Source organism: Alistipes dispar (assembly GCF_006542685.1).
In the GTDB taxonomy this organism is placed as follows: Bacteria; Bacteroidota; Bacteroidia; order Bacteroidales; family Rikenellaceae; genus Alistipes; species Alistipes dispar.
Genome location: NZ_AP019736.1, coordinates 923435 through 945044, shown reverse-complemented (window position 1 = coordinate 945044; position 21610 = coordinate 923435). Strand labels below are relative to the sequence as shown.

The 21610-nt window shown below is 62.5% G+C and carries 23 protein-coding genes and 5 tRNA genes; 14 read left to right on the top strand and 14 right to left on the bottom strand.

The genetic code is table 11. The annotated features are described in order from the left end of the window. Positions 1-312 precede the first annotated feature (312 nt). The 4 genes from FME97_RS04270 to ftsY all read right to left on the bottom strand — a co-directional run bounded on the left by FME97_RS04270 (position 313) and on the right by ftsY (position 3427). Positions 313-612, bottom strand: a complete 300-nt coding sequence (locus FME97_RS04270; protein WP_141428029.1) for a cell division protein ZapA — start codon at positions 610-612, stop codon at positions 313-315. Positions 613-651: 39 nt separating this feature from the next. Next, positions 652-981 (bottom strand): hypothetical protein, encoded by a 330-nt coding sequence (locus tag FME97_RS04265; RefSeq protein WP_141428028.1) that lies wholly within the window; start codon positions 979-981, stop codon positions 652-654. Positions 982-1146: 165 nt separating this feature from the next. Then, on the bottom strand, positions 1147-2442 hold the full coding sequence (rimO, locus tag FME97_RS04260) for a 30S ribosomal protein S12 methylthiotransferase RimO (protein ID WP_141428027.1): 1296 nt from the start codon (positions 2440-2442) through the stop codon (positions 1147-1149). Then, positions 2429-3427: a signal recognition particle-docking protein FtsY gene (gene ftsY / locus FME97_RS04255; RefSeq protein ID WP_141428026.1), complete on the bottom strand. Its 999-nt coding sequence runs from the start codon at positions 3425-3427 to the stop codon at positions 2429-2431. Before ftsY ends, rimO begins: the two co-directional genes overlap by 14 nt. Before the next feature lie 148 nt (positions 3428-3575). Here ftsY and FME97_RS04250 point away from each other — a divergent pair, with 148 nt between their 5' ends. Continuing rightward, a complete protein-coding gene (locus FME97_RS04250) occupies positions 3576-4439 on the top strand; it encodes a hypothetical protein (RefSeq protein WP_141428025.1) in 864 nt (287 codons plus the stop codon). 295 nt (positions 4440-4734) lie between these two features. Here FME97_RS04250 and FME97_RS04245 read toward each other — a convergent pair whose 3' ends face one another. From FME97_RS04245 to FME97_RS04215, 7 genes are all read right to left on the bottom strand, one after another. After that, positions 4735-5979 (bottom strand): glycosyltransferase family 4 protein, encoded by a 1245-nt coding sequence (locus FME97_RS04245; RefSeq protein WP_141428024.1) that lies wholly within the window; start codon positions 5977-5979, stop codon positions 4735-4737. Positions 5980-6107: 128 nt separating this feature from the next. Next, positions 6108-6266: a DUF4295 domain-containing protein gene (locus FME97_RS04240; RefSeq protein ID WP_141428023.1), complete on the bottom strand. Its 159-nt coding sequence runs from the start codon at positions 6264-6266 to the stop codon at positions 6108-6110. A 13-nt stretch (positions 6267-6279) separates the two neighbouring features. After that, positions 6280-6462, bottom strand: a complete 183-nt coding sequence (gene rpmG / locus FME97_RS04235) for a 50S ribosomal protein L33 (RefSeq protein WP_015547264.1) — start codon at positions 6460-6462, stop codon at positions 6280-6282. 13 nt (positions 6463-6475) lie between these two features. Then, positions 6476-6709, bottom strand: a complete 234-nt coding sequence (gene rpmB / locus FME97_RS04230; RefSeq protein WP_009596398.1) for a 50S ribosomal protein L28 — start codon at positions 6707-6709, stop codon at positions 6476-6478. Positions 6710-6867: 158 nt separating this feature from the next. Continuing rightward, complete coding sequence (locus FME97_RS04225) at positions 6868-8109, bottom strand: competence/damage-inducible protein A (RefSeq protein ID WP_141428022.1); 1242 nt, start codon at positions 8107-8109, stop codon at positions 6868-6870. A gap of 14 nt (positions 8110-8123) precedes the next feature. After that, entirely contained in the window at positions 8124-9332 is a 1209-nt protein-coding gene (locus tag FME97_RS04220; RefSeq protein ID WP_141428021.1) for a quinone-dependent dihydroorotate dehydrogenase, read from the bottom strand. Between the two features lie 48 nt (positions 9333-9380). Then, positions 9381-10376: a 4-phosphoerythronate dehydrogenase gene (locus FME97_RS04215; RefSeq protein ID WP_141428020.1), complete on the bottom strand. Its 996-nt coding sequence runs from the start codon at positions 10374-10376 to the stop codon at positions 9381-9383. An 81-nt stretch (positions 10377-10457) separates the two neighbouring features. Between FME97_RS04215 and FME97_RS04210 the strand changes: the two genes are divergently transcribed. The 4 genes from FME97_RS04210 to FME97_RS04195 all read left to right on the top strand — a co-directional run bounded on the left by FME97_RS04210 (position 10458) and on the right by FME97_RS04195 (position 14845). Continuing rightward, the gene (locus FME97_RS04210) at positions 10458-11510 is read left to right on the top strand and encodes an agmatinase family protein (protein ID WP_141428019.1); all 1053 of its coding nucleotides are present in this window, start codon (positions 10458-10460) and stop codon (positions 11508-11510) included. Continuing rightward, on the top strand, positions 11511-12893 hold the full coding sequence (gene nhaA, locus FME97_RS04205) for a Na+/H+ antiporter NhaA (protein WP_141428018.1): 1383 nt from the start codon (positions 11511-11513) through the stop codon (positions 12891-12893). A 2-nt stretch (positions 12894-12895) separates the two neighbouring features. Further along, entirely contained in the window at positions 12896-13612 is a 717-nt protein-coding gene (locus FME97_RS04200; protein ID WP_141428017.1) for an FKBP-type peptidyl-prolyl cis-trans isomerase, read from the top strand. Between the two features lie 123 nt (positions 13613-13735). Next, on the top strand, positions 13736-14845 hold the full coding sequence (locus FME97_RS04195; RefSeq protein ID WP_141428016.1) for an FKBP-type peptidyl-prolyl cis-trans isomerase N-terminal domain-containing protein: 1110 nt from the start codon (positions 13736-13738) through the stop codon (positions 14843-14845). A 482-nt stretch (positions 14846-15327) separates the two neighbouring features. Here FME97_RS04195 and FME97_RS04190 read toward each other — a convergent pair whose 3' ends face one another. The 3 genes from FME97_RS04190 to FME97_RS04180 form a co-directional block, all read right to left on the bottom strand. Next, complete coding sequence (locus FME97_RS04190; protein WP_141428015.1) at positions 15328-15693, bottom strand: DUF3127 domain-containing protein; 366 nt, start codon at positions 15691-15693, stop codon at positions 15328-15330. Positions 15694-15967: 274 nt separating this feature from the next. Then, positions 15968-16846 carry a Cbp1 family collagen-binding glycoprotein adhesin gene (locus FME97_RS04185; RefSeq protein WP_141428014.1) on the bottom strand — a complete coding sequence of 293 codons (879 nt, stop codon included), beginning with the start codon at positions 16844-16846 and terminating at the stop codon, positions 15968-15970. Positions 16847-17016: 170 nt separating this feature from the next. Further along, positions 17017-17286, bottom strand: a complete 270-nt coding sequence (locus FME97_RS04180; protein ID WP_022307565.1) for a type B 50S ribosomal protein L31 — start codon at positions 17284-17286, stop codon at positions 17017-17019. Between the two features lie 214 nt (positions 17287-17500). Here FME97_RS04180 and FME97_RS04175 point away from each other — a divergent pair. The 9 genes from FME97_RS04175 (at position 17501) to nusG (ending at position 21607) form a co-directional block, all read left to right on the top strand. Further along, positions 17501-17574: transfer RNA gene (locus tag FME97_RS04175), tRNA-Ile, on the top strand. 137 nt (positions 17575-17711) lie between these two features. Further along, the gene (locus FME97_RS04170; protein WP_141428013.1) at positions 17712-18650 is read left to right on the top strand and encodes a helix-turn-helix domain-containing protein; all 939 of its coding nucleotides are present in this window, start codon (positions 17712-17714) and stop codon (positions 18648-18650) included. Positions 18651-18956: 306 nt separating this feature from the next. After that, a tRNA-Thr gene (locus FME97_RS04165) sits at positions 18957-19030 on the top strand. 77 nt (positions 19031-19107) lie between these two features. Continuing rightward, a tRNA-Tyr gene (locus tag FME97_RS04160) sits at positions 19108-19190 on the top strand. Positions 19191-19285: 95 nt separating this feature from the next. Then, positions 19286-19361: transfer RNA gene (locus tag FME97_RS04155), tRNA-Gly, on the top strand. 143 nt (positions 19362-19504) lie between these two features. Then, positions 19505-20692 (top strand): elongation factor Tu, encoded by a 1188-nt coding sequence (gene tuf / locus FME97_RS04150; RefSeq protein WP_141428012.1) that lies wholly within the window; start codon positions 19505-19507, stop codon positions 20690-20692. A gap of 48 nt (positions 20693-20740) precedes the next feature. After that, a tRNA-Trp gene (locus tag FME97_RS04145) sits at positions 20741-20814 on the top strand. 19 nt (positions 20815-20833) lie between these two features. Next, complete coding sequence (secE, locus tag FME97_RS04140; RefSeq protein WP_141428011.1) at positions 20834-21031, top strand: preprotein translocase subunit SecE; 198 nt, start codon at positions 20834-20836, stop codon at positions 21029-21031. A 15-nt stretch (positions 21032-21046) separates the two neighbouring features. After that, positions 21047-21607, top strand: a complete 561-nt coding sequence (gene nusG / locus FME97_RS04135) for a transcription termination/antitermination protein NusG (RefSeq protein ID WP_141428010.1) — start codon at positions 21047-21049, stop codon at positions 21605-21607. Positions 21608-21610: the final 3 nt, after the last annotated feature.

Here is a 21610-nt window from a genome sequence, read left to right as displayed (position 1 = left end):
GGGTTTATTCATGGTCATAAAAAAACCGCATAGGATTCCTTATTCTTGTTTGACGAATCTGCAAGATTGTCATGTGTGGGGGCTCCGACAATCGCAATCTTCCAACGGTGCGCCGCAGCGCACTCCCCCGAAGGGTGGTAAGGCCTGATTTTGAAGCGCCGCGAGTTACCCCAATATAAAAAGTGTTCAGTTTCGCAAAGCTTTAAGGAATCTATGCGGGTAGATTATTCCTTTTATTATATGTAAAAGAACCTTCGTCTCTTCCTTCTTTTCCGCCTTTCCGCTTTTCGCTGCGGAGGAGGGCCGGGGCGCTTACCGTGTCGGGTCGTTGAGGTAGGCGTCGATTTCGGCCCCGACCGCCTCGAGCCGCCGGAGGTCTTCGTTGTCCAACTCGCGGCTCTGCCTCATCCCGACGTTCGCGATGGCGAATTTCAATGCGGCCATCGACAGGTAATCCTGGTCGGTCCAGTTGCGGATATTCTGTTGTTTTATCAGTGCGAGGTATTGGTTCACCTCCCGTTCGGCCAGCCGGTACATCTCCTCTTTCCCGCTCTCGATCTGGAACGGATAGCTCTTTCCCGCTATCTTGAGAGTGATCGCCTGCTTCGCCATTTTTTCGTCCGTTTCGTTTTTCTGCCTTCCTCCGTGCGCCTATTCGGCCGTCCGCGTCTCCGGGGCCGACGATGCGTCGAACGGCTGTTCCGCCAGCGCGATGCACTTGTCCACCTCCCGCATAAGACGGTTTACGCGTGCCCGTGCCTTCTCCCGGTTTCGGGATCCTCCCGCAAGCCCTTCGGCCAGTTGCATCCGCGCCAGTTCGGCGTCCAATTCCCGGACCCGCTCTTCGAGCGAGCGCTTCTCGGCCCGCAGCGCGTCCCGCTGCGCCGTCAGCGACGCACACAACTCCGACACCCGCCGGTGGTCGTCCATGAGCTGCCGCACGCGGCCTTCGATATTTGAGATCACGCCTTTGTCAGCCATCGGAGTGCGGAAAGAATCCTTTTTACATTTCAAAGGTACGAACAAAAACGGAAAAACGCAAATATTATTTTACGTTCCGCAATCCCTCCGGTTTCGGACGTCTCCGCCGGCTTCGTCGCCGGGCTTCGGATGCGGCGTCTCCGGCCTGCGACCGCGGGGAATGGCTTACCGGCTTGTTTCGCCGTAGAGATCGTAGTCGGCCGCCGAGGTGATCCGCACGTCGTAGAACCGGCCGCGCAGGAGCCGCCGGTCCGCTGCCGGGATGAGGATCTCCTGGTCCACCTCGGGCGAGTCGTACTGCGTGCGGCCCACGTAGAAGTCGCCCTGCCGCGAGTCGATGATGACGCGTTCGGTCCGGCCGACGCGGCGGCGGTTGTTCTCGAGCGAAATCCCGTTCTGCAAGGCCATGACGCGTTCGACGCGCTCCTGTTTCACGGCTTCGGGCACGTCGTCGCGCAGTTCCCGGGCCGAATAGGTCCCCTCCTCCTCCGAGTAGGCGAAGACGCCGAGACGTTCGAAGCGCACCTCGCGGACGAAATCGAGCAGTTGGGCGAAGTCGTCCTCCGTCTCGCCGGGGTAGCCCACGAGCAGCGTCGTGCGCAGCGCGAGGTCGGGGACCGCCTCCCGCAGGCGGCGGATCAGCTCCATCGCCTCGGCCTTCGTGTGGCGCCGCCGCATCGACCGGAGCTGCGCGTCGGAGATGTGCTGGAACGGGATGTCGAGGTATTTGCAGATTTTCGGCTCCGAAGCCATCGTGTCAATCACGTCGGCGGGGAATGCCGCGGGGTAGGCGTAGTGGAGGCGTATCCACTCGATGCCGTCGATGCGGCAAAGCCGTTGCAGCAGTTCACCGAGCGCGCGCCGTCCGTAGAGGTCTATTCCGTAGTAGGTCGTGTCCTGGGCGATGACCATGAGTTCGCGGACCCCCTGCGCCGCGAGTTTGCGGGCCTCCTCCTCCAGCTCCTCCATCGGCACGGAACGGTGTTCGCCGCGGATGAGGGGGATGGCGCAGTAGCCGCACTTCCAGTTGCAGCCTTCGGCGATCTTCAGGTAGGCGTAATGCTTCGGGGTCGTCAGGCGGCGTTCGGTGGCCAGTTCCGGATCCCCGGCGGCGCCCAGCGCCCGCACGATGCCGTCCCACGTGCGGGCCCCGAAATATTCGTCCACCTCGGGAATCTCCTGCCGCAGCTCGTCGGCGTAGCGCTCCGAGAGGCAGCCCACGACGAAGAGCCGTTCGATGCGCCCGGCCTGCTTGGCCGCCGCCGCGCGCAGGATCATGTCGATCGACTCCTGCTTGGCGTCGCCGATGAAGCCGCAGGTGTTGATGACCACCGTCTTGGCGTCGGTGCGGTCGCTGTCGTGCACGACGGAGTAGCCCGCCGCGGCGAGGCGCGCCATGAGATGCTCCGAATCCACGGTGTTCTTCGAACAGCCGAGCGTGATGACGTTAATTTTCCGCATCGCCGAAGAGTGCATTGACGAATTCGCGGCGGTCGAAGATCCGTAGCTGGTCGATTCCCTCGCCGATGCCGATGTAGCGGACCGGGATGCGGAACTGGTCGCTGATGCCGATCACGACGCCGCCTTTGGCCGTGCCGTCGAGCTTGGTGATCGTGAGCGAGGTGACCTGCGTGGCCTGCGTGAACTGACGCGCCTGCTCGAAGGCGTTCTGTCCCGTGGAGCCGTCCAGCACGAGCATCACCTCGTGCGGCGCTCCGGGGATCACCTTCGCCATGACGTTGCGGATCTTCGTCAGCTCGTTCATCAGGTTCACTTTGTTGTGCAGGCGGCCCGCCGTGTCGATGAGCACCACGTCGGCGCCGTTGGCCTTGGCCGAGGAGAGCGTGTCGAACGCCACCGATGCGGGGTCGGACCCCATCTGCTGGCGGATCATCGTCGCTCCGGCGCGGTCGGCCCACACCTGCAACTGGTCGATGGCCGCGGCGCGGAAGGTGTCGGCGGCGCCGATCCAGACCTTGCGGCCCGCCTTGGTGAGCTGCGCGGCGAGCTTGCCGATCGTGGTGGTCTTGCCCGCGCCGTTCACGCCCACGACCATCACCACGTAGGGCGTGCCCTCCGTGGCGTCGAGTCCGAAGTGGCCGGACGAGCCGTGCGCCTCCTCCATGAGCGCCGCGACCTCCTCGCGCAGGATCGACTGCAACTCCGAAGCGTTCATGTATTTGTCGCGCGCCGCGCGCTCCTCGATGCGGCGGATGATCTTCACGGTCGTCTCCACGCCCACGTCCGACGAGATGAGCACCTCCTCGAGGTCGTCCAGCACCGCGGCATCGACGGTCGAGCGGCCCGCCACGGCCCGGGCGAGTTTCGAGAAGAGCCCCGTCTTGGTCTTCTCCAGCCCGGCGTCGAGCTCCTGCCGCTGCTGCCGCACCTGTTCTTCGGAGGGCGGCGTATCCTGTTTTTTGCGGAAAATATCGAAAAATCCCATACTTGTGATATATACCGCAAAGATAGCAAGAAAGTTTCAAAAAAAACGTTACATTTGTGGTATATAAATCGGTTCCCGGGAGCCCGGGAACGTCCGGAGCACGGGTGCGTCCGGTTTTTTTACGGTTTCAGACTTATTCGAATTGAAGATGAAAAAAACACTCTTGCTGCTGCTCGCAGCGTTTTGCGGCGTGCTGACGGCCGCTGCGCAGGATCTGATCGTCAAGACCGACGCTTCGCGGATCGAGGCCAAGGTGGTCGAAATCACGACCGATGCGGTCCGCTATAAGAAATTTTCGTATCCCGCAGGTCCGACCTACGTGCTGCCCGTGAAACAGATCGCCTACATCCGCTATGCCAACGGCGAGACGGAGTATTATGCCGAAAGCGTCCCTGCGGCGGAACTGACGCCGGCCGAACCGGCGGAGGGTACGGAGACCCGCGGCGGCGAGGAGTATGTCGTCAAGCGCTACGAGATCGGCGAGCTGTACGACCGGAACGGCGTGCGGGGCATCGTCTGCTGCCTTTCGGAAGACGGGCGGCACGGGCTGGTCGTCTCGCTGGACCAGATTTACCTCCCCTGGAGCGGATTCCGCAAGCCCGACCTGCGGACGGTGGGGACGACGAACCGTTCCGACGGCCGGGAGAACATGAAGATCGTCGAAGAGTACATCGCGGCGAACGGTCTGTCGTGGGACGATTTCCCGGCCTTCAAGTGGTGCCGCGAGAAGGGCGAGGGGTGGTATCTGCCTGCCATCGACGAACTGCTCAACATCGGACACAACTACAACGGCGGCTCGCGGGCGGTGAACAACCGCCGTGCCCACAAGGCGTTCAACGGAGCTTTGCAGGAGGCCGGCGGCAAGCGTATGGACCGGCTGGTGTACTACTTCTCCTCGACCGAGCTCGACGAGAAGAGCGCCTACACCTCGCACATGAATATCGAGCCGCCCTACGTGGTGGAGATTCCCAAGTACAACAAATTCCTCGTGCGCGCCGTGCACGCGTTCTGACGCGTGAGGCCGGGCGCGGGGCCGGTGGCGGGCGCCCCGCTCCGGCGGTTTGCGAAGAGCTGAAGGCTCCGGATTCGGAAAATCCCGAATCCGGAGTTTCCTTTTTTCCGGAGAAAACGGATTCCCGAAGACGGCGGACGGTTGCAGTGGCCCCCCCCTCGTTGCGGACCGGCCGCGGCGGGAGCGGTCGATCGGGGGCTTCCGGCGGTTACCCGGGATTTCCGGCTTTGGTCCGGGCCCGGTCCGGGTTCGGAGCCGTTCAGAAATGCCGCCGCGCCGTTTTCCGGGCGGAGGGTCAGAGCGAGTCGATCAGACGGCGCAGTTTCGGGATGATGACCTCCCAGCCGTACTGCTCGCGGACGTAGGCGGGGCCTTTCTCGCCCAGTTCGCGCCGTAGCTGCGGCGAGGAGAGCAGCCGGCGGAGTTTGCGGAGGAAATCGCGGCCGCCGCGGTAGGCGAGGGCCGCGCCGCTTCGGCGGCAGTGGTCCGCCATCACCTCGCTCCGTCCGTTCACGAGGACCGGCACACGGCTGGCCATCGCCTCGAGCATCAGCAGCGAGAGGCTTTCGAGGTGCGAAGGGTTCACCATCACCGTCGCGTGGCGGACGATCGCCGCCTTCTCGGCGTCGCTGACGAATCCCGTCGCGACGATCTCCGGAGAGGAGGCGATCTCGTCGGCGAGCTCCGGGTCCGCGCCGCCCGTCAGCACGAGTTTCGTGCGGCCGCCGTAGCGCCGCTTGTAACGCAGGAAGAGCGGGATGAGGTCGTGGATTTTCGGCCGGGTGATGCGTCCCAGATAGAGCACGTACTCGTCCGGAAGCGCGTAGCGGCGCTTCACCCCCCCCCACTCCGCTTCGGGCGAGGCGTCGATGCCGCAGCCGAGCAGGCTGTTCGGGGCCAGCGAGGTTCCGAAAATCCGGCGGACGGTCCTCCGTTCGGCCTCCGTGTTGAAGGCGATATGCCGGACGCGGGTGAACATGCGGGCGTTGATGGCCCAATAGAGCCGCCGGTCGGGATGGGCCAGCGGAATGAGGATGGTCTTTTCCGGAGCGATCGTGCAGCCCAGTACGGTCTGGCTGAAGTAGAAGTTCAGGAAGACGAAGGCGGCGTACTCCTCCCGGTGCTCCTCGATGAAGCGCAGCATCGCGGGGGTGTGTTCGCGCTGCGACTCGAAGTAACGGCGCTCCTTCCCGGCGCCCAGCCGCCATTCGGGGCGGAACGAGGAGATCGCTCCGAGCAGGTGCAGCCGGTCCAGGTAGCGGCGGATGCGGCGGGCCGTCCTGCACCGTTTCTCGATCCGCTTGTGCCGGTCGCCTTCGACGGGTTCCGGACGGAACCGCCGCACCGTCACGCCGTGGTCCGTGCTCACGCCCTCGGGATAGTCCTCCGCGGGCGAGCCGAACACCCGCACGGTCGTCGTCAGCACCTCGACGTCGTAGTAGGGGACGAGCCGTTCGGCCAGCATGCGGCAGTGCGCCTCCGCGCCGCCGTTCACCTCCGCGCCGTAGCGGATGATGACAAAAGCCACTTTTTTCTTCATCGCGATCGCAATTTCCGGATAAAATTAGTAAAAATATCGCAGCCGGATTCAGCATGCGCCGGAAAAATACAAAGGGCATCCATGCGCGGATGCCCTTTGTATTTAAGAGTCCGGGACCCTTAAAATACTTACTTCTTCTCCTCGAAGAAATCTTTGACCTGGTCGTTGGGAACGATGCCTTCCTTGAACATATAGGCGCCGGTCTTCTCCGACTTGACCATCTTGATACACTTGGTAAACTGCTTACCCGTGCCGGTTTTCAGTGTTGCGACTACTTTCTTTGCCATAGTGCTCTTCTAACTATTTGATTTCACGGTGAACGGTGACACGCTTGAGGAACGGGTTGTACTTCTTGCGCTCCAGACGGTCGGGGGTGTTCTTCTTGTTCTTGGTGGTGATGTAACGGGACATTCCCGCAACGCCGCTCTCTTTCTGCTCGGTGCACTCCAGGATGACCTGGACTCTGTTGCCTTTCTTTGCCATTTGTTACTCGATTTTAGTACACGCTTTTGGGGGCGGCAGCTTCGCGCAGGGCGACTGCAAGACCCTTCTTGTTGATAGTTTTCATGCCGGCGGCCGATACCTTCAGGGTGATCCAGCGGCCCTCCTGCTCCGACCAGAAGCGCTTGGTTTTCAGATTGGGACTGAATTTGCGCTTGGTCTTGTGGTGCGAGTGCGAGACGTTGTTGCCCACGATCGCCACCTTGCCTGTGATTTCGCAAACTTTCATTTTCGTTGTAATGGTTTAAGTTAAAACCCTTTTAAGGGAGTGCAAATATACAATCTTTTCGGCAAATAGCAAAAGCCCCCGCCGTTTTTTTCGGGCAGGGCGGGGCGGGCGCCCGCCGGGCGGCGCTTTTCCGCGGGGTCGTCCGGACCTTTCGGCCGCTAATTGCCGTTCAGGCAGTCGCGCAGCAGCGCGATGGCGAAGGCCGAGGCGCGGTCGATGATCTGTCCCCGGTCGGAGCCGCACTGCCTGCGGACCGCAACGGTTCCGGAGGGCGAGGCCACGGCGATCCAGACCGTGCCGACGGGCTTTTCGGCCGAGCCTCCCGCGGGGCCCGCGATGCCCGTGGTGGCCACGGCATAGTCGGCCGACGCCGTGCGGCGGGCTCCTTCGGCCATCTGGCGGGCGACCTCCTCGCTGACGGCTCCGTGGCGGGCGATGGCATCGGGATCGACGCCCAGCAGTTTCGTCTTCGCTTCGTTGCTGTACGACACCACGCCGCAGAGGAAGTAGGCCGATGCGCCGGGCATGGCCGTGAACCGCGAGGCGATCGTCCCGCCCGTGCAGCTTTCGGCCGTGGCGAGGGTGAGGCCGCGCCGGGTGAGGATCCCGTGGACGAGCTCCTGCATCGTGGCCGTCTCGTAGCCGATGACGTTGCGGGGGATGATGCGGCGGAGGGCTTCGAACTGCCGCTCGATTTCGCGGGCCGCCGCGTCGCCTTCGACTTCGTAGGCCGACAGCCGCAGCCGCACGGCCCCGGGGTTGGGCAGGTAGGCCAGCTTCAGGTAGGGAGGCAGGGCGCTTTCCCACGCCGCGATCCGCTCGGCGAGCATCGACTCGGGCAGTCCGGCCGTAATCATCGTGCGGTGGACGATCTGCCGCAGGGCGAAACGGGCCTTCAGACGCGGCATCACCTCGTCCTGCATCAGGTGCTCCATTTCGAAGGGAACGCCCGGGAGCGAGACGACGACGTGTCCGTCGCGTTCGAACCACATGCCCGGGGCTGTGCCGTAGGCGTTGAAGAGCACCGTGCAGCACGCGGGGACCATCGCCTGCGAGCGGTTCAGCTCGTTGAAGTCGATGCCGCGTTCGGCGAGCATCCGCTCGACGTGCGCGGCCACCCGTTCGTCGTAGCGCATGTCGCTGCGGAACAGTTCGGCGAGCGTCTTTTTGGTGATGTCGTCCTTCGTGGGGCCCAGGCCGCCCGTGACGATCGTCACCTCCGACATGCGGAGCGCCCGCTCCACGGCGCCGGTAATCTGCGCGCGGTCGTCGCCGATCGAGATTTTTTCGCGGACGACGATGCCCGCGGCGTTGAGGTGCTTGGCGATGGATACGGAGTTCGTGTCCACGATCTGGCCTATGAGGATTTCGTCGCCGATCGTGAGAATGGTCGCTTTCATATTTATTCCGAGTTTCAGGCTTTGGTGGCGGGCTCTTGCGGGAGGCGGGCCTGTTGTTCTGTCGTCATGCCGGCTGCGGCGTCCGTGCCGGACGGGGTGTCCGGTCCGGCGGAGGAATTCGGGCCGGCGGGTGCGTCCGATGCCGTGTTCTGAACCGGAACGGCCGCCTGCGCTTGCGCGGCGCGCTCCGCATCGGCGATGAGCGCCCGGCAGATGTCGCCGGCGAATCCCGGTCCTTCGTAAACGAAGCCGGTGTAGATCTGCACGAGGTCGGCTCCGGCGTCGAGCATCGCCCGCACGTCGTCGGGACTCATCAGGCCGCCCGCGCCGATGATCGGGTAGGTGCCGCCCGAGCGGGTGCGGATGCGGCGGACGATCTCCGCGGCACGGCGGGTCAGCGGCGCGCCGCTCAGGCGGCCGCTGCCGATCTTGTCGAGGCTCGTGCGGCTCGTGCGCAGCCCCTGCCGGCTGCCGTGGCTGCCGTTCGAGGCCACGATGCCGTCGAGCGGCGTGGACATGAGCACGTCGGTGACGCGGTCGATCTCCTCGTCCGAGAGGTCGGGCGAAATCTTGAGCATCACGGGGCGGTATTCGCTCTGGCCGCGGCGGAAGTCGAACAGCGGGTCGAGAATGCTCAGCAGATGCCCGCGCGTGTAGGTCTTTTCGTCGTGGCAGGCGTTGTCGCAACTGATATTGACGGTGAAGTAGTCCGCATACTGGTAGAGGTTGCGGAAGAGTCTGAGGTAGTCGGCCGGGGCGTTTTCGGGCGGGGTGTCGGTGTTCTTGCCGATGTTGCAGCCGACGAGGATGCCCTCGTGTCCCCGGCGCAGGTGGCGGACCGTGGCGTCGAGACCCCGGTTGGCGATGCCGATGCGGTTCACGATGGCCCGGTCTTTGGGCAGGCGGAAGACCCGCGGGCGGGGGTTTCCGGCCTGCGGACGGGGCGTCACGGTCCCGATTTCGACGAATCCGAATCCCAGTGCGGAGAGCGGACGCAGCGCCTCGCCGTTGCGGTCGAATCCCGCGGCCAGCCCGACCGGATTGGGAAACCGGATGCCGAAAACCTCGCGTTCGAGCGCCGAATGCTTCACCGCATAGCATTTGCGCAGCAGCCAGAGCCCCCCGGGAATCAGCCCGATGCCGCGCAGCAGTAGCAGCGCGACGCGGTGGGCCCGCTCGATGGTGAGCGAGAAAAGCAGGGGTTTTATGAGTTTCCGGTACATGGAAGGCGGATCGTTCGGACAAAAATACGAAAAAAGTGCGGAATTCGGCTAAAAATATTCGCGCCGGTAGGCGTAGCCGTCGCGCAGGGCCTCGAAATCTTCGGGGTGCGCCTTCAGGCGGCGGCTTTCGGCCCCGATGTCGTAGATGCCGCGGACGGTATCGCAAAGCTCCTGCCAGGCGATGGGGCGCGGAGAGGAGGCGGCCGCCTGCGGGGGATACCACCCCGCGAGGGGCAGGCCGAAACGGCGCGCCAGCGCGGCGACGGAGAGCGCCGTGGCATTGGCTTTGCCCTGCTCGGAGTAGCCGGCGATGTGGGGCGTGGCGAGCAGCGCCTTTCCGAGCAGTTCCCGGTCGATGTGCGGCTCGTGCTCCCAGACGTCGAGCACCCATTCCCGGCCGCTCGCTTTCAGCGCTTCGCCGTCCACGACCTCGCCGCGCGAGGAGTTGATGATGACCGCACGGGGTTTCGTCCGCGCCAGCAGGGCGGCGTCGGCCAGGTGGTGCGTCGTGGCGTCGAGCGGCGTGTGGAAGGTTATGAGGTCGGCCTCGCGGGCCACCTCCCCGAGCGGCAGGAACCCGCAGCGCTCCCGCTCCTCGCGGGGCGGGTCGCAGCAGAGGACGCGGAATCCCCACGCTTCGGCGTAACGCCGCACGAGCGATCCGACGTGCCCCACGCCGACGATGCCCAGCGTCCGCTGCGCGGGCTGCCACCCCTGCCGGCGGGAGAGGTCGGCGAGCACGGCCCCCACCCATTGCAGCACGCCCCGGGCGTTGCAGCCGGCGGCCGTCGAGACCTCGATGCCGTGCGCCGCGCACCACGCCGTGTCGATGTGGTCGAATCCGATGGTCGCCGTGGCGATCATCCGCACGCGCGAACCTTCCAGCAGGGCGGCGCCGCACCGCGTGCGGGTGCGGATCACGAGGGCGTCGGCGTCGCGGACGTCGGCTGCCGAGATGTCCGCACCGGGGAGATACCGCACCTCGGCGAAAGGCTCCAGGACGTCCCGCAGGAAGGGAATGGCGCTGTCGGCGACGATTTTCATGGTTTTATATTTTTGCTTTCGGGGTAACAAATATAGCGAAAAAATAAAAAATTTATACCTTTGCTCATTAAAACGAACGATATGGAATGTAAGACATTCGATCCCGACGGCGTCGGCGTGGACAACGGAACCTATTTCGGGCTGCCGTTCGATCCCGCGACGGCGGAACTGGTGCTCGTCTCCGCGCCGTGGGACGTGACGGTTTCCTACGGGGCCGGCGCGGCCTATGCCCCCGATGCAATCATCGAAGCCTCGACGCAGCTCGATTTCCACGATCCGCTGGCTCCGGGCGCATGGCGCCGGGGAATCGCCACGGCCGACGTGGACTACTCGCTGCAGGAGGCGTCGCAGCGGCTGCGGACCGATGCGGCGCGGGTGATCGACCACCTCGAGGGAGGCGGTTCGCCCGACGACGAGTACGTCGTGCGCAAGGTGCGCCGCGTGAACGAGGGTTGCGCGGCCATGAACGCCAATATCGAGTCGCAGGCGGCGCGCTGGCTCGACGCAGGCCGGATCGTGGGCCTCGTGGGCGGCGACCATTCGACCCCCTACGGACTGATCCGGGCGCTCGGGGCGCGCCACGCCGAGTTCGGCATTCTTCATATCGACGCCCATTGCGACCTGCGCGACGCCTACGAAGGGTTCGAATTTTCGCACGCCTCGATCATGTTCAACGTGCTGCGCGACGTGCCGCAGGCGGTGCGGATCGCCCAGGTCGGGGTGCGCGATTTCAGCGAGGGGGAGGCCGCGCTGGCCGCCTCGTCGGAGCGCATTGCGACCTTCGACGACCTCTCGCTCGCCGCGGCCCGTTTCCGGGGCGAGACGTGGGACGACCAGTGCCGGCGGATCGTCGGGACGCTGCCCCGGGAGGTGTACGTCAGCTTCGACATCGACGGCCTGACCTTTGAGAACTGCCCCCACACCGGAACACCCGTGTCGGGCGGCCTGACCTTCAACGAGGCCGTGTGGCTGCTGGCCGTGCTCGCCCGTTCGGGGCGCCGGATCATCGGGTTCGACGTGGTGGAGGTGTGCCCCGCGCCCGACCAGCGGATCGACGCCATCACGGGCGCCCGCATCCTTTGGAAACTCTGCGGACTGACGCTGGCGTCGAACGCGGAAAAAGCCGGGAAGTAGATGCGGCTCATATCCAAATACGGGTGGATCAGGACGCTGCATGTGGCGACGCTCCGCGCGAAGGCGTTCATGCGCGCCCCGTGGGCCGGCGGCGTCGTGCTGCTGGCGTGCGTCGTGGCGGCCATGCTGCTGGCGAACCTGCCCGCCACGAAGATCTATTACCGCCATCTGCTCGAGACCGAGCTTTCGGTGATGGTGCATTCGCCGACGGGGGTGATCGACTGGATCTTTCCGCGGGGGATGAACGTCGAGAAGCTCATCAACGACGGCCTGATGGTGGTCTTCTTCTTCGCCGTGGGGCTGGAGATCAAGCGGGAGGTGGTGCGCGGACAGCTCTCCTCGTTCCGGCAGGCGATCCTTCCGGTGGTGGCCGCCGCGGGAGGCATGATCGCTCCGGCGGTCGTCTTCACGCTCTTCAACCACGGCACGCCCGCGGCTTCCGGGTGGGGAATTCCGACGGCCACGGACATCGCCTTCGCCGTCGGCATCCTCTCGATGCTGGAACGGCGCATTCCCGTATCGCTCAAGATATTCCTCATGGCGCTGGCCGTCGCCGACGACCTGGGGGCCATTCTGGTGATCGCGTTCTTTTACGGCGGCGAGGTCCGGCTGGGCTGCCTCGTGCTGGCGCTGGCGATCATGCTCGGCGTCTATGCGATGAAGCGGCTCGGGGAGAAACGCATGGCCTTCTATCTCGTTCCCGCCGTGGCCGTCTGGAGCCTGTTCTACTATTCGGGCGTCCACTCGACCATTTCGGGCGTGGCGATGGCGCTGCTGATCCCGATGGAACCGCGTTACGGCCGCGAGTATTTCGTGCGGAAGATGCGCCGGCTCAAAGGGTGTTTCGACGGGATAGAAACCGCAGGGGAGGATTTTCCCGACGAGGCCCAGCGGGCCTGCCTGCGCCGTGTCGGCGGCCTTTCGACCGAGGCGGTGGGTATGAGCGACCGGCTGGAGCACGCCCTTGCGCCCTATGTCACGTTCCTCGTCATGCCGATCTTCGCGCTGGCCAATGCCGGCGTCGTGATCGAGTCGGCGGCCTATTTCGACATCTTCCACCGTGCGCCCGGGACCGGGGCGGTGGGCATGGGCGTCTTTTTCGGACTGCTGGCGGGCAAGCCGCTGGGCATTTTTCTCGCCAGTTGGTGCGCCGTGCGCACGGGTCTTGCCGCGATGCCCGAAGGGGCGACGTGGCGCATGCTGCTGGCCGTGGCGTGTCTGGGCGGCATCGGGTTCACGATGTCGCTGTTCGTCGATTCGCTGGCCTTCTCCGATCCCGGGCTGGTCGATCGCGGCAAAATCGCCATTCTGATGGGTTCGGCGGCCGCGGCCCTCGCGGGGTCGCTGCTGATCGTGTTGTTCGGCAAAAAACGGATTCGATGAATATGGACAGGAGATTGTGGATTTTTCCGGCCCTCGCGCTGCTGCTGGCCGGGGCCTGCTCGAAAAAGACGGGCGGAAGCTTGAAGCTGGCGAAGGACACCGATTCGGTGGCTTACGTGATCGGAATGAACGTGGGGCTGAACCTGCAACGGATGGACTCGACGATCAACGTGGAGGCCGTCTGCGAGGGCATCCGCGACGTCTTCCGGGAGAAGACGCGCCTGAGCGGGGAGGAGGCCCGCACCTTCTACCTCGGATATGTCAATTACATGCTTCCCGAGAAGGCGCGCGAATACGAGGAGCGGTTTCTGGAGGATATCGCCAAGTCGAACCGCTCGTATGCCCGCACCGGTTCGGGCGTGACCTATACGGTCACGGCGGTCGGCGACCAGGAGCGGATCCCGGCCACCGACCGGGACAGCGTGGCGCTGCGCTGCGTGATTCGCACGGCCGACGGCCGACAGCTCTACTCCTCCTACGAGCGGGGCGACACGCTGCGCGACGCGCTGGGCTCCCTGCGCCGGGGCGTGCGCGAGAGCGTGAAACTCATCGGACGGGGCGGCCGGATCGAAGCGTGGATTCCCGCGGCGGCGGCCTACGGCGCCGAGGGCGACAAGACGCTGGGAATCGGGCCGAACGCCACGCTGTTCTACGAAATCGAGCTGGTCGGTGTCGATAAGTACGCCGAATGGTCGCGGCGCAACAAATTACGCCGCTGACCGGGTGCATTGTAGTATTATTTTACTATCTTTGTGCGAATTTGAGCCTTCCCGTCCCGGACGGATGCGGGAGGCCGCGGCCGAAGAGAAACTTCGATGTAAAAACGTAATAATTCGAAAACGATGAAAAAAATCTTTTTTGCAGCGGCGCTCGCGGGCGCTGCGATGCTGGCCTCCTGCGGAGGCGGCAATGCGGACGGGGTGCAGAAGGGCAGCCTGTCGAAATTCGACTCGCTGTCGTATGCGCTGGGCGCCAATATCGGGTACAGCCTCGGTTATCAGATGAAGGACATTCCGTTCGACGCCCAACTGATTCGCAAGGGGGTCGAGGAGACCGCGCTGGGCAAGTCCTCGCTCTCGCACGACGACGCGCTGGAGACGCTGCGCACCTACTTCATGACCAAGCGCGGCGAGCGTGCGCAGGCCATCGCCAAGCAGCGCGCCGAGGCCGACAGCGTACGCCGTGCGGGCGGCGATACGACCAAGGTGGAGTATCCTGCGGCCGATCCGGCCATGTTCGCCACCGAGGAGGAGCGCGACAGCCTCTCCTATGCGCTGGGCAACGACATCGGCTTCACGATCGCCAACGCCGGACTGCCGCTCCAGGTGGTTTGGATCGGCCAGGCGATTCAGGACGTGTTCGACAATACGGCCAAGATGCCCGAGAAGGAGGTGGGCCAGTATTTGCAGCACTACTTCATGGTGACGATGCCGATGCAGAACGCCAAGGCTTCGGAGGAGTGGCTCTCGAAGATCGAGAAGCAGTCGGGCGTGAAGAAGACCGAGTCGGGTCTGCTCTACAAGGTGGTCGAGGAGGGCGACGCTTCGGTGATGGCCAAGGATCCGCGCGACGTGGTGAAGGTGCACTACACGGGCCGCACGCGCAAGGGCAAGGTGTTCGACACGACGCACTTCTCGGAGCGTTCCAAGGAGCAGCAGGAGATGCTCAAGAAGCAGCGCCCCGACAGCTATGACAAGGACGAGCCGATCGAGTTCCCGCTCAACCGGGTGATCCGCGGCTGGACCGAAGGCATGCAGCTGGTGGGCAAAGGCGGTACGATCAAGCTCTGGATTCCCGCCGAGCTGGCTTACGGTCCCACGGGACAGGGCCGCGACATCGGTCCCAACGAGGCACTGGAGTTCGAGGTCGAGCTGGTGGATGTGACGCCCTATGTAGAGCCGGCTCCCGCCGATTCGACCGCCAGGGCCGAGGCTCCCGCAGCCGGAAAATAAGTTCTCCGGGATCCGGGTCCGGAATGCCGGACCGGACGGAACGTCCCGGGCGCCGGGATCTTCCGGAGATCAGGAATTCGTCCCTGCCGCATTCGTGCGGCAGGGACGAATCGTTTTTCGGCGGCAGCGTTGTGCCCGGGGGCGGTAGCTGTGCGGCAGTCCGGTCGGCGGAGCAGGGATGTGTCCGGGGGACGGCAGGCGACCGTGGAGGGTGCGTGTCGCCCGGGCTTGTCGGGAATACGTGAACGGGCGGCCGGGTTCAGGGCGGCCGGATTCAGGAAGCAGGATTTTCCGGTCCCGGAGCGTTGGCGGATGACCGGAGGCGGTTCGGGGCCGTTCGGACGGCGGCTCCCGGTACGCAACGACCTGCGCCGGGTATTCTCGACGGAATACGGCGCAGGTCGTCGGCGGCATCTGCTTTTCCCGGGCCGCCCGATCCTCTCCCGGACGGGAGGGAACCGGACCCGGTATTTTTCGGTGCGTCAGAACGGCAGGTCGTCGGCCTCGGCCGGAGCGGAGGCGTAGGCGGGCTCTTCGGCGATGGGCGGCATGTCGGGCATCGGAGCCCCGGCGGGCGTCTCCTGTTTGGGCTGGATGCGCCATGCGCGGATGTCGGTGTACCAGCGGCCGTTGTACTCGCGCGACTCGATGTTCACGGAGACGGTGTAGGCCGCGCCCTCCCGCAGCCGGGCCACGTCGTCGGGCTTGTTGAAGAACGTCACGCAGATCTTGCGGGTGAACGAACCTTCGTTCATCTCGAAAACCACGTCCTGACGCTGCCATTCGCCGCGTGCCGAGGTTCCCTTCGTCACGGGCATTATTTTGTAGACGGTTCCTTCGAATTCCATATTTCGGCTTTTTGTTTTGTTTCTGCAAAAATACAAAAAAAATCGGAACGGACAACGCCGGATTCCGGCAATGCGCCCCGCCGTGTGCCGGTTCCGTCCTGGAACTTCGGTGGTAGTGCGGCTCCGGCGATGATCCGGACGGCGATCCGGACGCGTTCCGACGATGCGTTCCGGAAAACGGCGTCTCCGCCCCCGTCACGGCATGCCGCGGCAGGAGCGGAGACGAAGGCGGGACGTGCATGCCCCGCAGGACGAATACCGGGACGGCAGCGGACTATTTGTAGCTTACGACCAGCACCTTCGAGGATTCCCAGAACCGGACCGGATCGGTGATGAGGAGCTTTTCGACCGACTTGCTGCCGTCGGTCACCAGTTCGTAGGAGCCTTCCGGATGGGTCGAGACGACGGTCACCTTCCGGTGTCCGACGGGAATTTCCGACAGCAGCCGCGAATCGGCCTGCGTGAAGCTCTCCATGCTGCCGTGCTGGCCCACGGTGAGTGTCCGGCCGATGAATCCCTGTTTATTGACGATCTGTGCGTCGCGCAGCTCCTTTTCGGCCCCGACGATGTAGTAAACCGTGTGCAGGCGGTTCTCCAGTTCCAACTTCTCGCCGCTCAGGTCCTCCACCTCGGCGGTCCGCTCGGCGACCGTCTCCGCCAGGGTCTCCACTTCGGAGCCCATCCGGGTCAGTTCGTCCCGCAACTGCTCCACCTCCGTCTTCTTCTCCGCGAGCTGGCGGTTCAGCTCCGCGATCATCTTCTCCAGTCCTTCGATGCGCAGGTCGGCCTTGCGCAGCAGCGCCGCCGAGCGTTGCAGCGAGGCGATCTTTTCGCGGTTCTCCCGCAGCAGGCGGTCGATGGCCGCGATGTCGTTGTTGATCTCCTCGACGGGGCGGCGGCCGTTTTCGGCTCCGCTGGCCACGGTGATCAGGTTCTCGCGCGATTTGATGAGCGCGAGGTTCTCCGAGATGGCGTTGATGTCCGCGAAGACGGCGTTGATGAGCGAATCCTTGGCGCCGATGACCGTCGTCAGCGAATCGCGCTGCCGCCGGGATTCCGCGACGACCTGCTGCCGCTGCGCGTTGCCGCAGGAGACCGCGAGGACCGCTGCGGCGAGAACCGTCGCCGTACGGACTGCGAATGTCTTTTTCATGTCTCTTTCCGTTTGATTCCGATCGGGTTGTCCCGTGGCGCAAATATATGGATAAAAAAGATACCGTGTACGGAAAATTTTCTCCGGTGAGCGGATTCCGGACGAAAAGGACGAAAAAAAACGGACCGCAATTCTTTGCAGTCCGTTTTCCTCGCTTTGCGGAGCAGGTCTTACTTCGCAGCGTTTTTCTTATCGTAGCGTTTTGCGTAGCGGCTCATAAACTTATCGACGCGACCGGCGGTGTCCACCAACTTCATCTTGCCCGTGTAGAACGGGTGCGACGTGTTGGAAATTTCCATCTTATACACGGGATAGGTTTCGCCGTTCACTTCGATGGTCTCTTTTGTCGAAACGGCGGACCGACACAAAAACACGTGGTCGTTGGACATGTCCTTGAACGCCACCAAACGATAATTTTCCGGATGGATACCCTTTTTCATTTCGTTGTTTTTGTTTTAATTAGTGCTTAAGCGGGACAAAGGTACGAATTTATTTTCAACAAACAAGCCCGGCGGCCGTTTTTTCCGCTTCCGGAAGAGTGCTTCCGGCATTTTATCGCACTTTTTCCCCGTCCGGCGGCCGGAACGGTTGCGCAATCTGAATTGTTTTCGTATCTTTGTCCCCCGGAAACGGGCCGTGCGCCGGCCCGTCCGAGGACCCATAGCTCAGTTGGTCAGAGCAGCGGACTCATAATCCGAAGGTCGTGGGATCATGCCCCTCTGGGTCCACCCGTCGAACGGTCGCGAACTCCCGCGGCCGTTTTTCGTTTGTCCGGGCCGTCCGTCGCCGGGGCGTTTTTCGGATGTGCCTGGGTTGGCGGTTCCGATTTTTTTTGTATTTTTGTATCTCCAATACGGTCTTATTTATGGATTATCAACCCAAACCGCAGTTTGAGGAGTCGGCATTGAGAGAGCGTTGCACTGCGGATTGTAGTAGGTGTCCTACCTTTCCCGCTCCGTTCCGTCGCATCGGCGACGCCTCCTATTGCCGCTTTACCCGCATCGAGTTCGATGCCGGAGAGGGCGTCCGTTTTCCGTCCGACGGCAAGGTGTACGTGCTGTTCGTCCTGTCGGGATCGCTGATGCTGGAACAGCCGGAACAGCCGGCGCGCCTCGTGACCTCGAAGCAGTGTGTCTGCCTGGAGCGCGATGCGGTCTGTCAGGTGACGGCGCAGGACGGCGGAACGTGCGTCGTCGTGCTGTCGTTGCTGCACCACATGGAGTTCTGCGAGCAGGATATTTTCGGGGAAGGACCTCTTCCCGGGACGGCGATCCCCGCGGTGCAGATGCCGGTGCTCACGTTGCATCCGGTGGTCGAACAGTTGCTCTCCTCGTTCTTCCTGGTGCACGGGATGGCCGATTGCGAGCGATACCACAAAATGAAGACCGCCGAGCTGTTCATGCTCATCAAGGTGCTTTACACGCCTACCGAGCAGGCCTGTTTCTTTCAGTCGATGATTCTGCCGCAGGACAACTTCCGCGTCTTCGTCAGCAACAATCACGAACGGGCGCGGAGCGTCGCCGAGCTGGCCGCGATGGCGGGAATGAGCCTTTCGGCCTTCAAGCGCCGGTTCGCCGCCTGCTTCAATGACAGCGTTTACCATTGGATGATGGAGCAGAAGGCGCACCGGATTCTGGCGGATATCCGCGACGGGGAGGGCAGCACGAAGGCGCTGATGCAGAAATACGGATTCCGCTATTACACGCAGTTCAGCCGGTTCTGCAAGAATTACCTGCGGGCCACGCCCGCGCAACTGATCGCCCGGGTCCGGGAGCGGCAGGGCGGGACCGCCGGGGAGCTGTGACGGGGAGCGGACAGGGTTTTCCGTCGGACGGAGGCTGCCTATATTATAAGGTGTCGGTTTCCGGGGGCGGTCGCCCGGGGTGCGATCCGCCTGCCGGATGGCGTTCCCGGATGCCGGAGATGATATTTTTCGCGCAAACTGTTGTGTTATTCAAAACTTTTCCTATCTTTGCACCCGATTTCGTCCGTGTTCCCGGACAGTCGGACGGGGTTCTTTGAGAAGAGTGAAAAAGTGAAAAATTTATCCCGATTTATTTGGCCGATAAATTTTTTATGCCTACTTTTGCAATCCAAAACGGAGGAATTTGCCGATGTAGCTCAGTTGGCCAGAGCAGCTGATTTGTAATCAGCTGGTCGTGGGTTCGAATCCCTCCATCGGCTCGCGAAGCCGATGATGCGGAAAGGAGCGGGGAACGCCGGAGACGGGTTTTCGGCAGCGGCAGAGGAAAAAGAGATAAGGGAAGTTACCAGAGTGGCCAAATGGGGCAGACTGTAAATCTGCTGGCGTACGCCTTCGGTGGTTCGAATCCATCACTTCCCACGAGAAAAAGAGCCGGTCGGAGTTGCAAGATCCGGACGATGCGCGGCAGTCGGGCATCGGAGCGGGGGAGGCTGACTCTGATACGGTATGTTTTTGCGGAAGTAGCTCAGTTGATAGAGCATCAGCCTTCCAAGCTGAGGGTCGCGAGTTTGAGCCTCGTCTTCCGCTCCAGAACGCAGCAGCGTGTGATGCGAATGCATTCCGTCCCTCCGGGGAGGAAGCGTTTGTGTCGCCCGCTCGTTCTGCGGAATGAAAATGAAATGAATTTTAAAACTTTAGGGCAATTTTTAACAATACTTTAAATACTTAATACTATGGCAAAAGAAAAATTCGACCGTTCCAAACCGCATGTGAACATCGGTACCATCGGTCACGTTGACCACGGTAAGACCACCCTTACCGCAGCTATCACGACCGTTCTGGCCAAGAAGGGTCTGTCGGAACTCCGTTCGTTCGACTCGATCGACAACGCTCCCGAGGAGAAGGAGCGCGGTATCACGATCAACACCTCGCACGTGGAGTACCAGACCGCCAACCGCCACTATGCGCACGTAGACTGCCCGGGACACGCCGACTATGTGAAGAACATGGTAACGGGTGCCGCTCAGATGGACGGTGCGATTCTGGTGGTTGCCGCAACGGACGGTCCGATGCCCCAGACCAACGAGCACGTGCTGCTCGCCCGTCAGGTGAACGTGCCGAAGATCGTCGTTTTCCTGAACAAGTGCGACATGGTGGACGATCCCGAGATGCTCGACCTGGTCGAGATGGAGGTTCGCGACCTGCTTTCGAAATACGACTATGACGGCGACAACGCCCCCATCATCCGCGGTTCCGCTCTGGGCGCCCTGAACGGCGAGGCTAAATGGGAAGAGAAGGTGATGGAGCTGATGGATGCCGTAGATAGCTACATTCCGCTGCCCCAGCGCGACAACGAGAAGCCGTTCCTGATGCCTATCGAGGACGTGTTCTCGATCACCGGCCGCGGTACCGTCGTAACGGGCCGTATCGAGACCGGTATCATCCATGTCGGCGATCCCGTCGAGATCATCGGTCTGGAGGAGAAGACGCTGACTTCGACCTGCACGGGCGTCGAGATGTTCCGCAAGCTGCTCGACGAGGGCGAGGCCGGCGACAACGTGGGTCTGCTGCTCCGCGGTATCGACAAGAAGGAGGTTAAGCGCGGTATGGTAGTCGCCAAGCCGGGTTCGATCACCCCGCACACCGAGTTCGAGGCCGAGGTCTATATCCTGAAGAAGGAGGAGGGCGGCCGTCACACGCCGTTCCACAACAACTACCGTCCCCAGTTCTATCTGCGTACGATGGACGTGACGGGTGAGGTTCACCTGCCCGCAGGCGTGGATATGGTGATGCCGGGCGACCACGTGACGATCACCGTGAAGCTGATCTACCCGGTAGCCCTGAACGAGGGTCTGCGTTTCGCGATCCGCGAGGGCGGCCGTACGGTAGGTGCCGGCCAGATCCTGAAGGTTCTGAAGTAATCCGGACGGTTATGTCCCGAGGCGGTGTCACCGCACCGCCTCTTTTTTAGGAGCATAGTTCAAGGGTAGAATAGCGGTCTCCAAAACCGTTGATGGGAGTTCGAATCTCTCTGCTCCTGCCAGAGAATAAAAGACGGAAGTATGTTCAATTACGTAAAAGAATCTTACAACGAGCTTGTAAACAAGGTGACGTGGCCCACGTTCCCGCAGCTCCAGAGTTCCACGATCGTCGTGATGGTGGCTTCGGTCATCTTCGCCGTGATCGTGCTTGCCATGGACCTGACGTTCGAGAACATGATGGCCTTCATCTATAAGACCCTGGGTAATCTTGGCCGTTAATTTCGAACCGGAACGATGAGCGAGATTAAGAAACAGTGGTATGTGGTCCGCGCCGTCGGCGGCAAGGAGGGTAAGGTCAAGGAGTATATCGAGGCCGAAATCCGTCACAACCACCTCGAGGACTACATTTCCCAGGTCCTGATTCCCACCGAGAAGGTGTACACCATCCGCAACGGAAAGAAAGTCTCGAAAGAGAAGGTTTCCTATCCGGGGTACGTGCTGGTGGAGGCTGCTTTCGTAGGTCAGATTCCGATGATCATTCGCAATACTCCCAATGTGCTGGGTTTCCTCGGCGACACCAAAGAGGACAGCCGCAAGATGATCGCCACGCCCCTGCGTCCGCAGGAGGTGGCCCGCATTCTCGGCCGCGTCGATGAAATGAACGCCATGGAGGAGGAAAACGAAGTCCCATTCTTCGTCGGCGAGACCGTCAAGGTCACCGATGGTCCTTTCTCAAGCTTCCAGGGTACCATCGAAGCCGTCGATAACGAGCGCAAGAAACTCACGGTATCGGTGAAGATATTCGGGCGCAAGACTCCCATGGAGTTGAGTTTCACACAAGTTGAAAAAGAATAATTA

What these genes read in the sequence shown, in the direction of transcription:
- FME97_RS04270 (WP_141428029.1), bottom strand. Translation starts at nt 612, where the DNA reads ATGGCGAAGCAGGCGATCACTCTCAAGATAGCGGGAAAGAGCTATCCG.
- FME97_RS04265 (WP_141428028.1), bottom strand. Translation starts at nt 981, where the DNA reads ATGGCTGACAAAGGCGTGATCTCAAATATCGAAGGCCGCGTGCGGCAG.
- rimO (WP_141428027.1), bottom strand. Translation starts at nt 2,442, where the DNA reads ATGCGGAAAATTAACGTCATCACGCTCGGCTGTTCGAAGAACACCGTG.
- ftsY (WP_141428026.1), bottom strand. Translation starts at nt 3,427, where the DNA reads ATGGGATTTTTCGATATTTTCCGCAAAAAACAGGATACGCCGCCCTCC.
- FME97_RS04250 (WP_141428025.1), top strand. Translation starts at nt 3,576, where the DNA reads ATGAAAAAAACACTCTTGCTGCTGCTCGCAGCGTTTTGCGGCGTGCTG.
- FME97_RS04245 (WP_141428024.1), bottom strand. Translation starts at nt 5,979, where the DNA reads ATGAAGAAAAAAGTGGCTTTTGTCATCATCCGCTACGGCGCGGAGGTG.
- FME97_RS04240 (WP_141428023.1), bottom strand. Translation starts at nt 6,266, where the DNA reads ATGGCAAAGAAAGTAGTCGCAACACTGAAAACCGGCACGGGTAAGCAG.
- rpmG (WP_015547264.1), bottom strand. Translation starts at nt 6,462, where the DNA reads ATGGCAAAGAAAGGCAACAGAGTCCAGGTCATCCTGGAGTGCACCGAG.
- rpmB (WP_009596398.1), bottom strand. Translation starts at nt 6,709, where the DNA reads ATGAAAGTTTGCGAAATCACAGGCAAGGTGGCGATCGTGGGCAACAAC.
- FME97_RS04225 (WP_141428022.1), bottom strand. Translation starts at nt 8,109, where the DNA reads ATGAAAGCGACCATTCTCACGATCGGCGACGAAATCCTCATAGGCCAG.
- FME97_RS04220 (WP_141428021.1), bottom strand. Translation starts at nt 9,332, where the DNA reads ATGTACCGGAAACTCATAAAACCCCTGCTTTTCTCGCTCACCATCGAG.
- FME97_RS04215 (WP_141428020.1), bottom strand. Translation starts at nt 10,376, where the DNA reads ATGAAAATCGTCGCCGACAGCGCCATTCCCTTCCTGCGGGACGTCCTG.
- FME97_RS04210 (WP_141428019.1), top strand. Translation starts at nt 10,458, where the DNA reads ATGGAATGTAAGACATTCGATCCCGACGGCGTCGGCGTGGACAACGGA.
- nhaA (WP_141428018.1), top strand. Translation starts at nt 11,511, where the DNA reads ATGCGGCTCATATCCAAATACGGGTGGATCAGGACGCTGCATGTGGCG.
- FME97_RS04200 (WP_141428017.1), top strand. Translation starts at nt 12,896, where the DNA reads ATGGACAGGAGATTGTGGATTTTTCCGGCCCTCGCGCTGCTGCTGGCC.
- FME97_RS04195 (WP_141428016.1), top strand. Translation starts at nt 13,736, where the DNA reads ATGAAAAAAATCTTTTTTGCAGCGGCGCTCGCGGGCGCTGCGATGCTG.
- FME97_RS04190 (WP_141428015.1), bottom strand. Translation starts at nt 15,693, where the DNA reads ATGGAATTCGAAGGAACCGTCTACAAAATAATGCCCGTGACGAAGGGA.
- FME97_RS04185 (WP_141428014.1), bottom strand. Translation starts at nt 16,846, where the DNA reads ATGAAAAAGACATTCGCAGTCCGTACGGCGACGGTTCTCGCCGCAGCG.
- FME97_RS04180 (WP_022307565.1), bottom strand. Translation starts at nt 17,286, where the DNA reads ATGAAAAAGGGTATCCATCCGGAAAATTATCGTTTGGTGGCGTTCAAG.
- FME97_RS04170 (WP_141428013.1), top strand. Translation starts at nt 17,712, where the DNA reads ATGGATTATCAACCCAAACCGCAGTTTGAGGAGTCGGCATTGAGAGAG.
- tuf (WP_141428012.1), top strand. Translation starts at nt 19,505, where the DNA reads ATGGCAAAAGAAAAATTCGACCGTTCCAAACCGCATGTGAACATCGGT.
- secE (WP_141428011.1), top strand. Translation starts at nt 20,834, where the DNA reads ATGTTCAATTACGTAAAAGAATCTTACAACGAGCTTGTAAACAAGGTG.
- nusG (WP_141428010.1), top strand. Translation starts at nt 21,047, where the DNA reads ATGAGCGAGATTAAGAAACAGTGGTATGTGGTCCGCGCCGTCGGCGGC.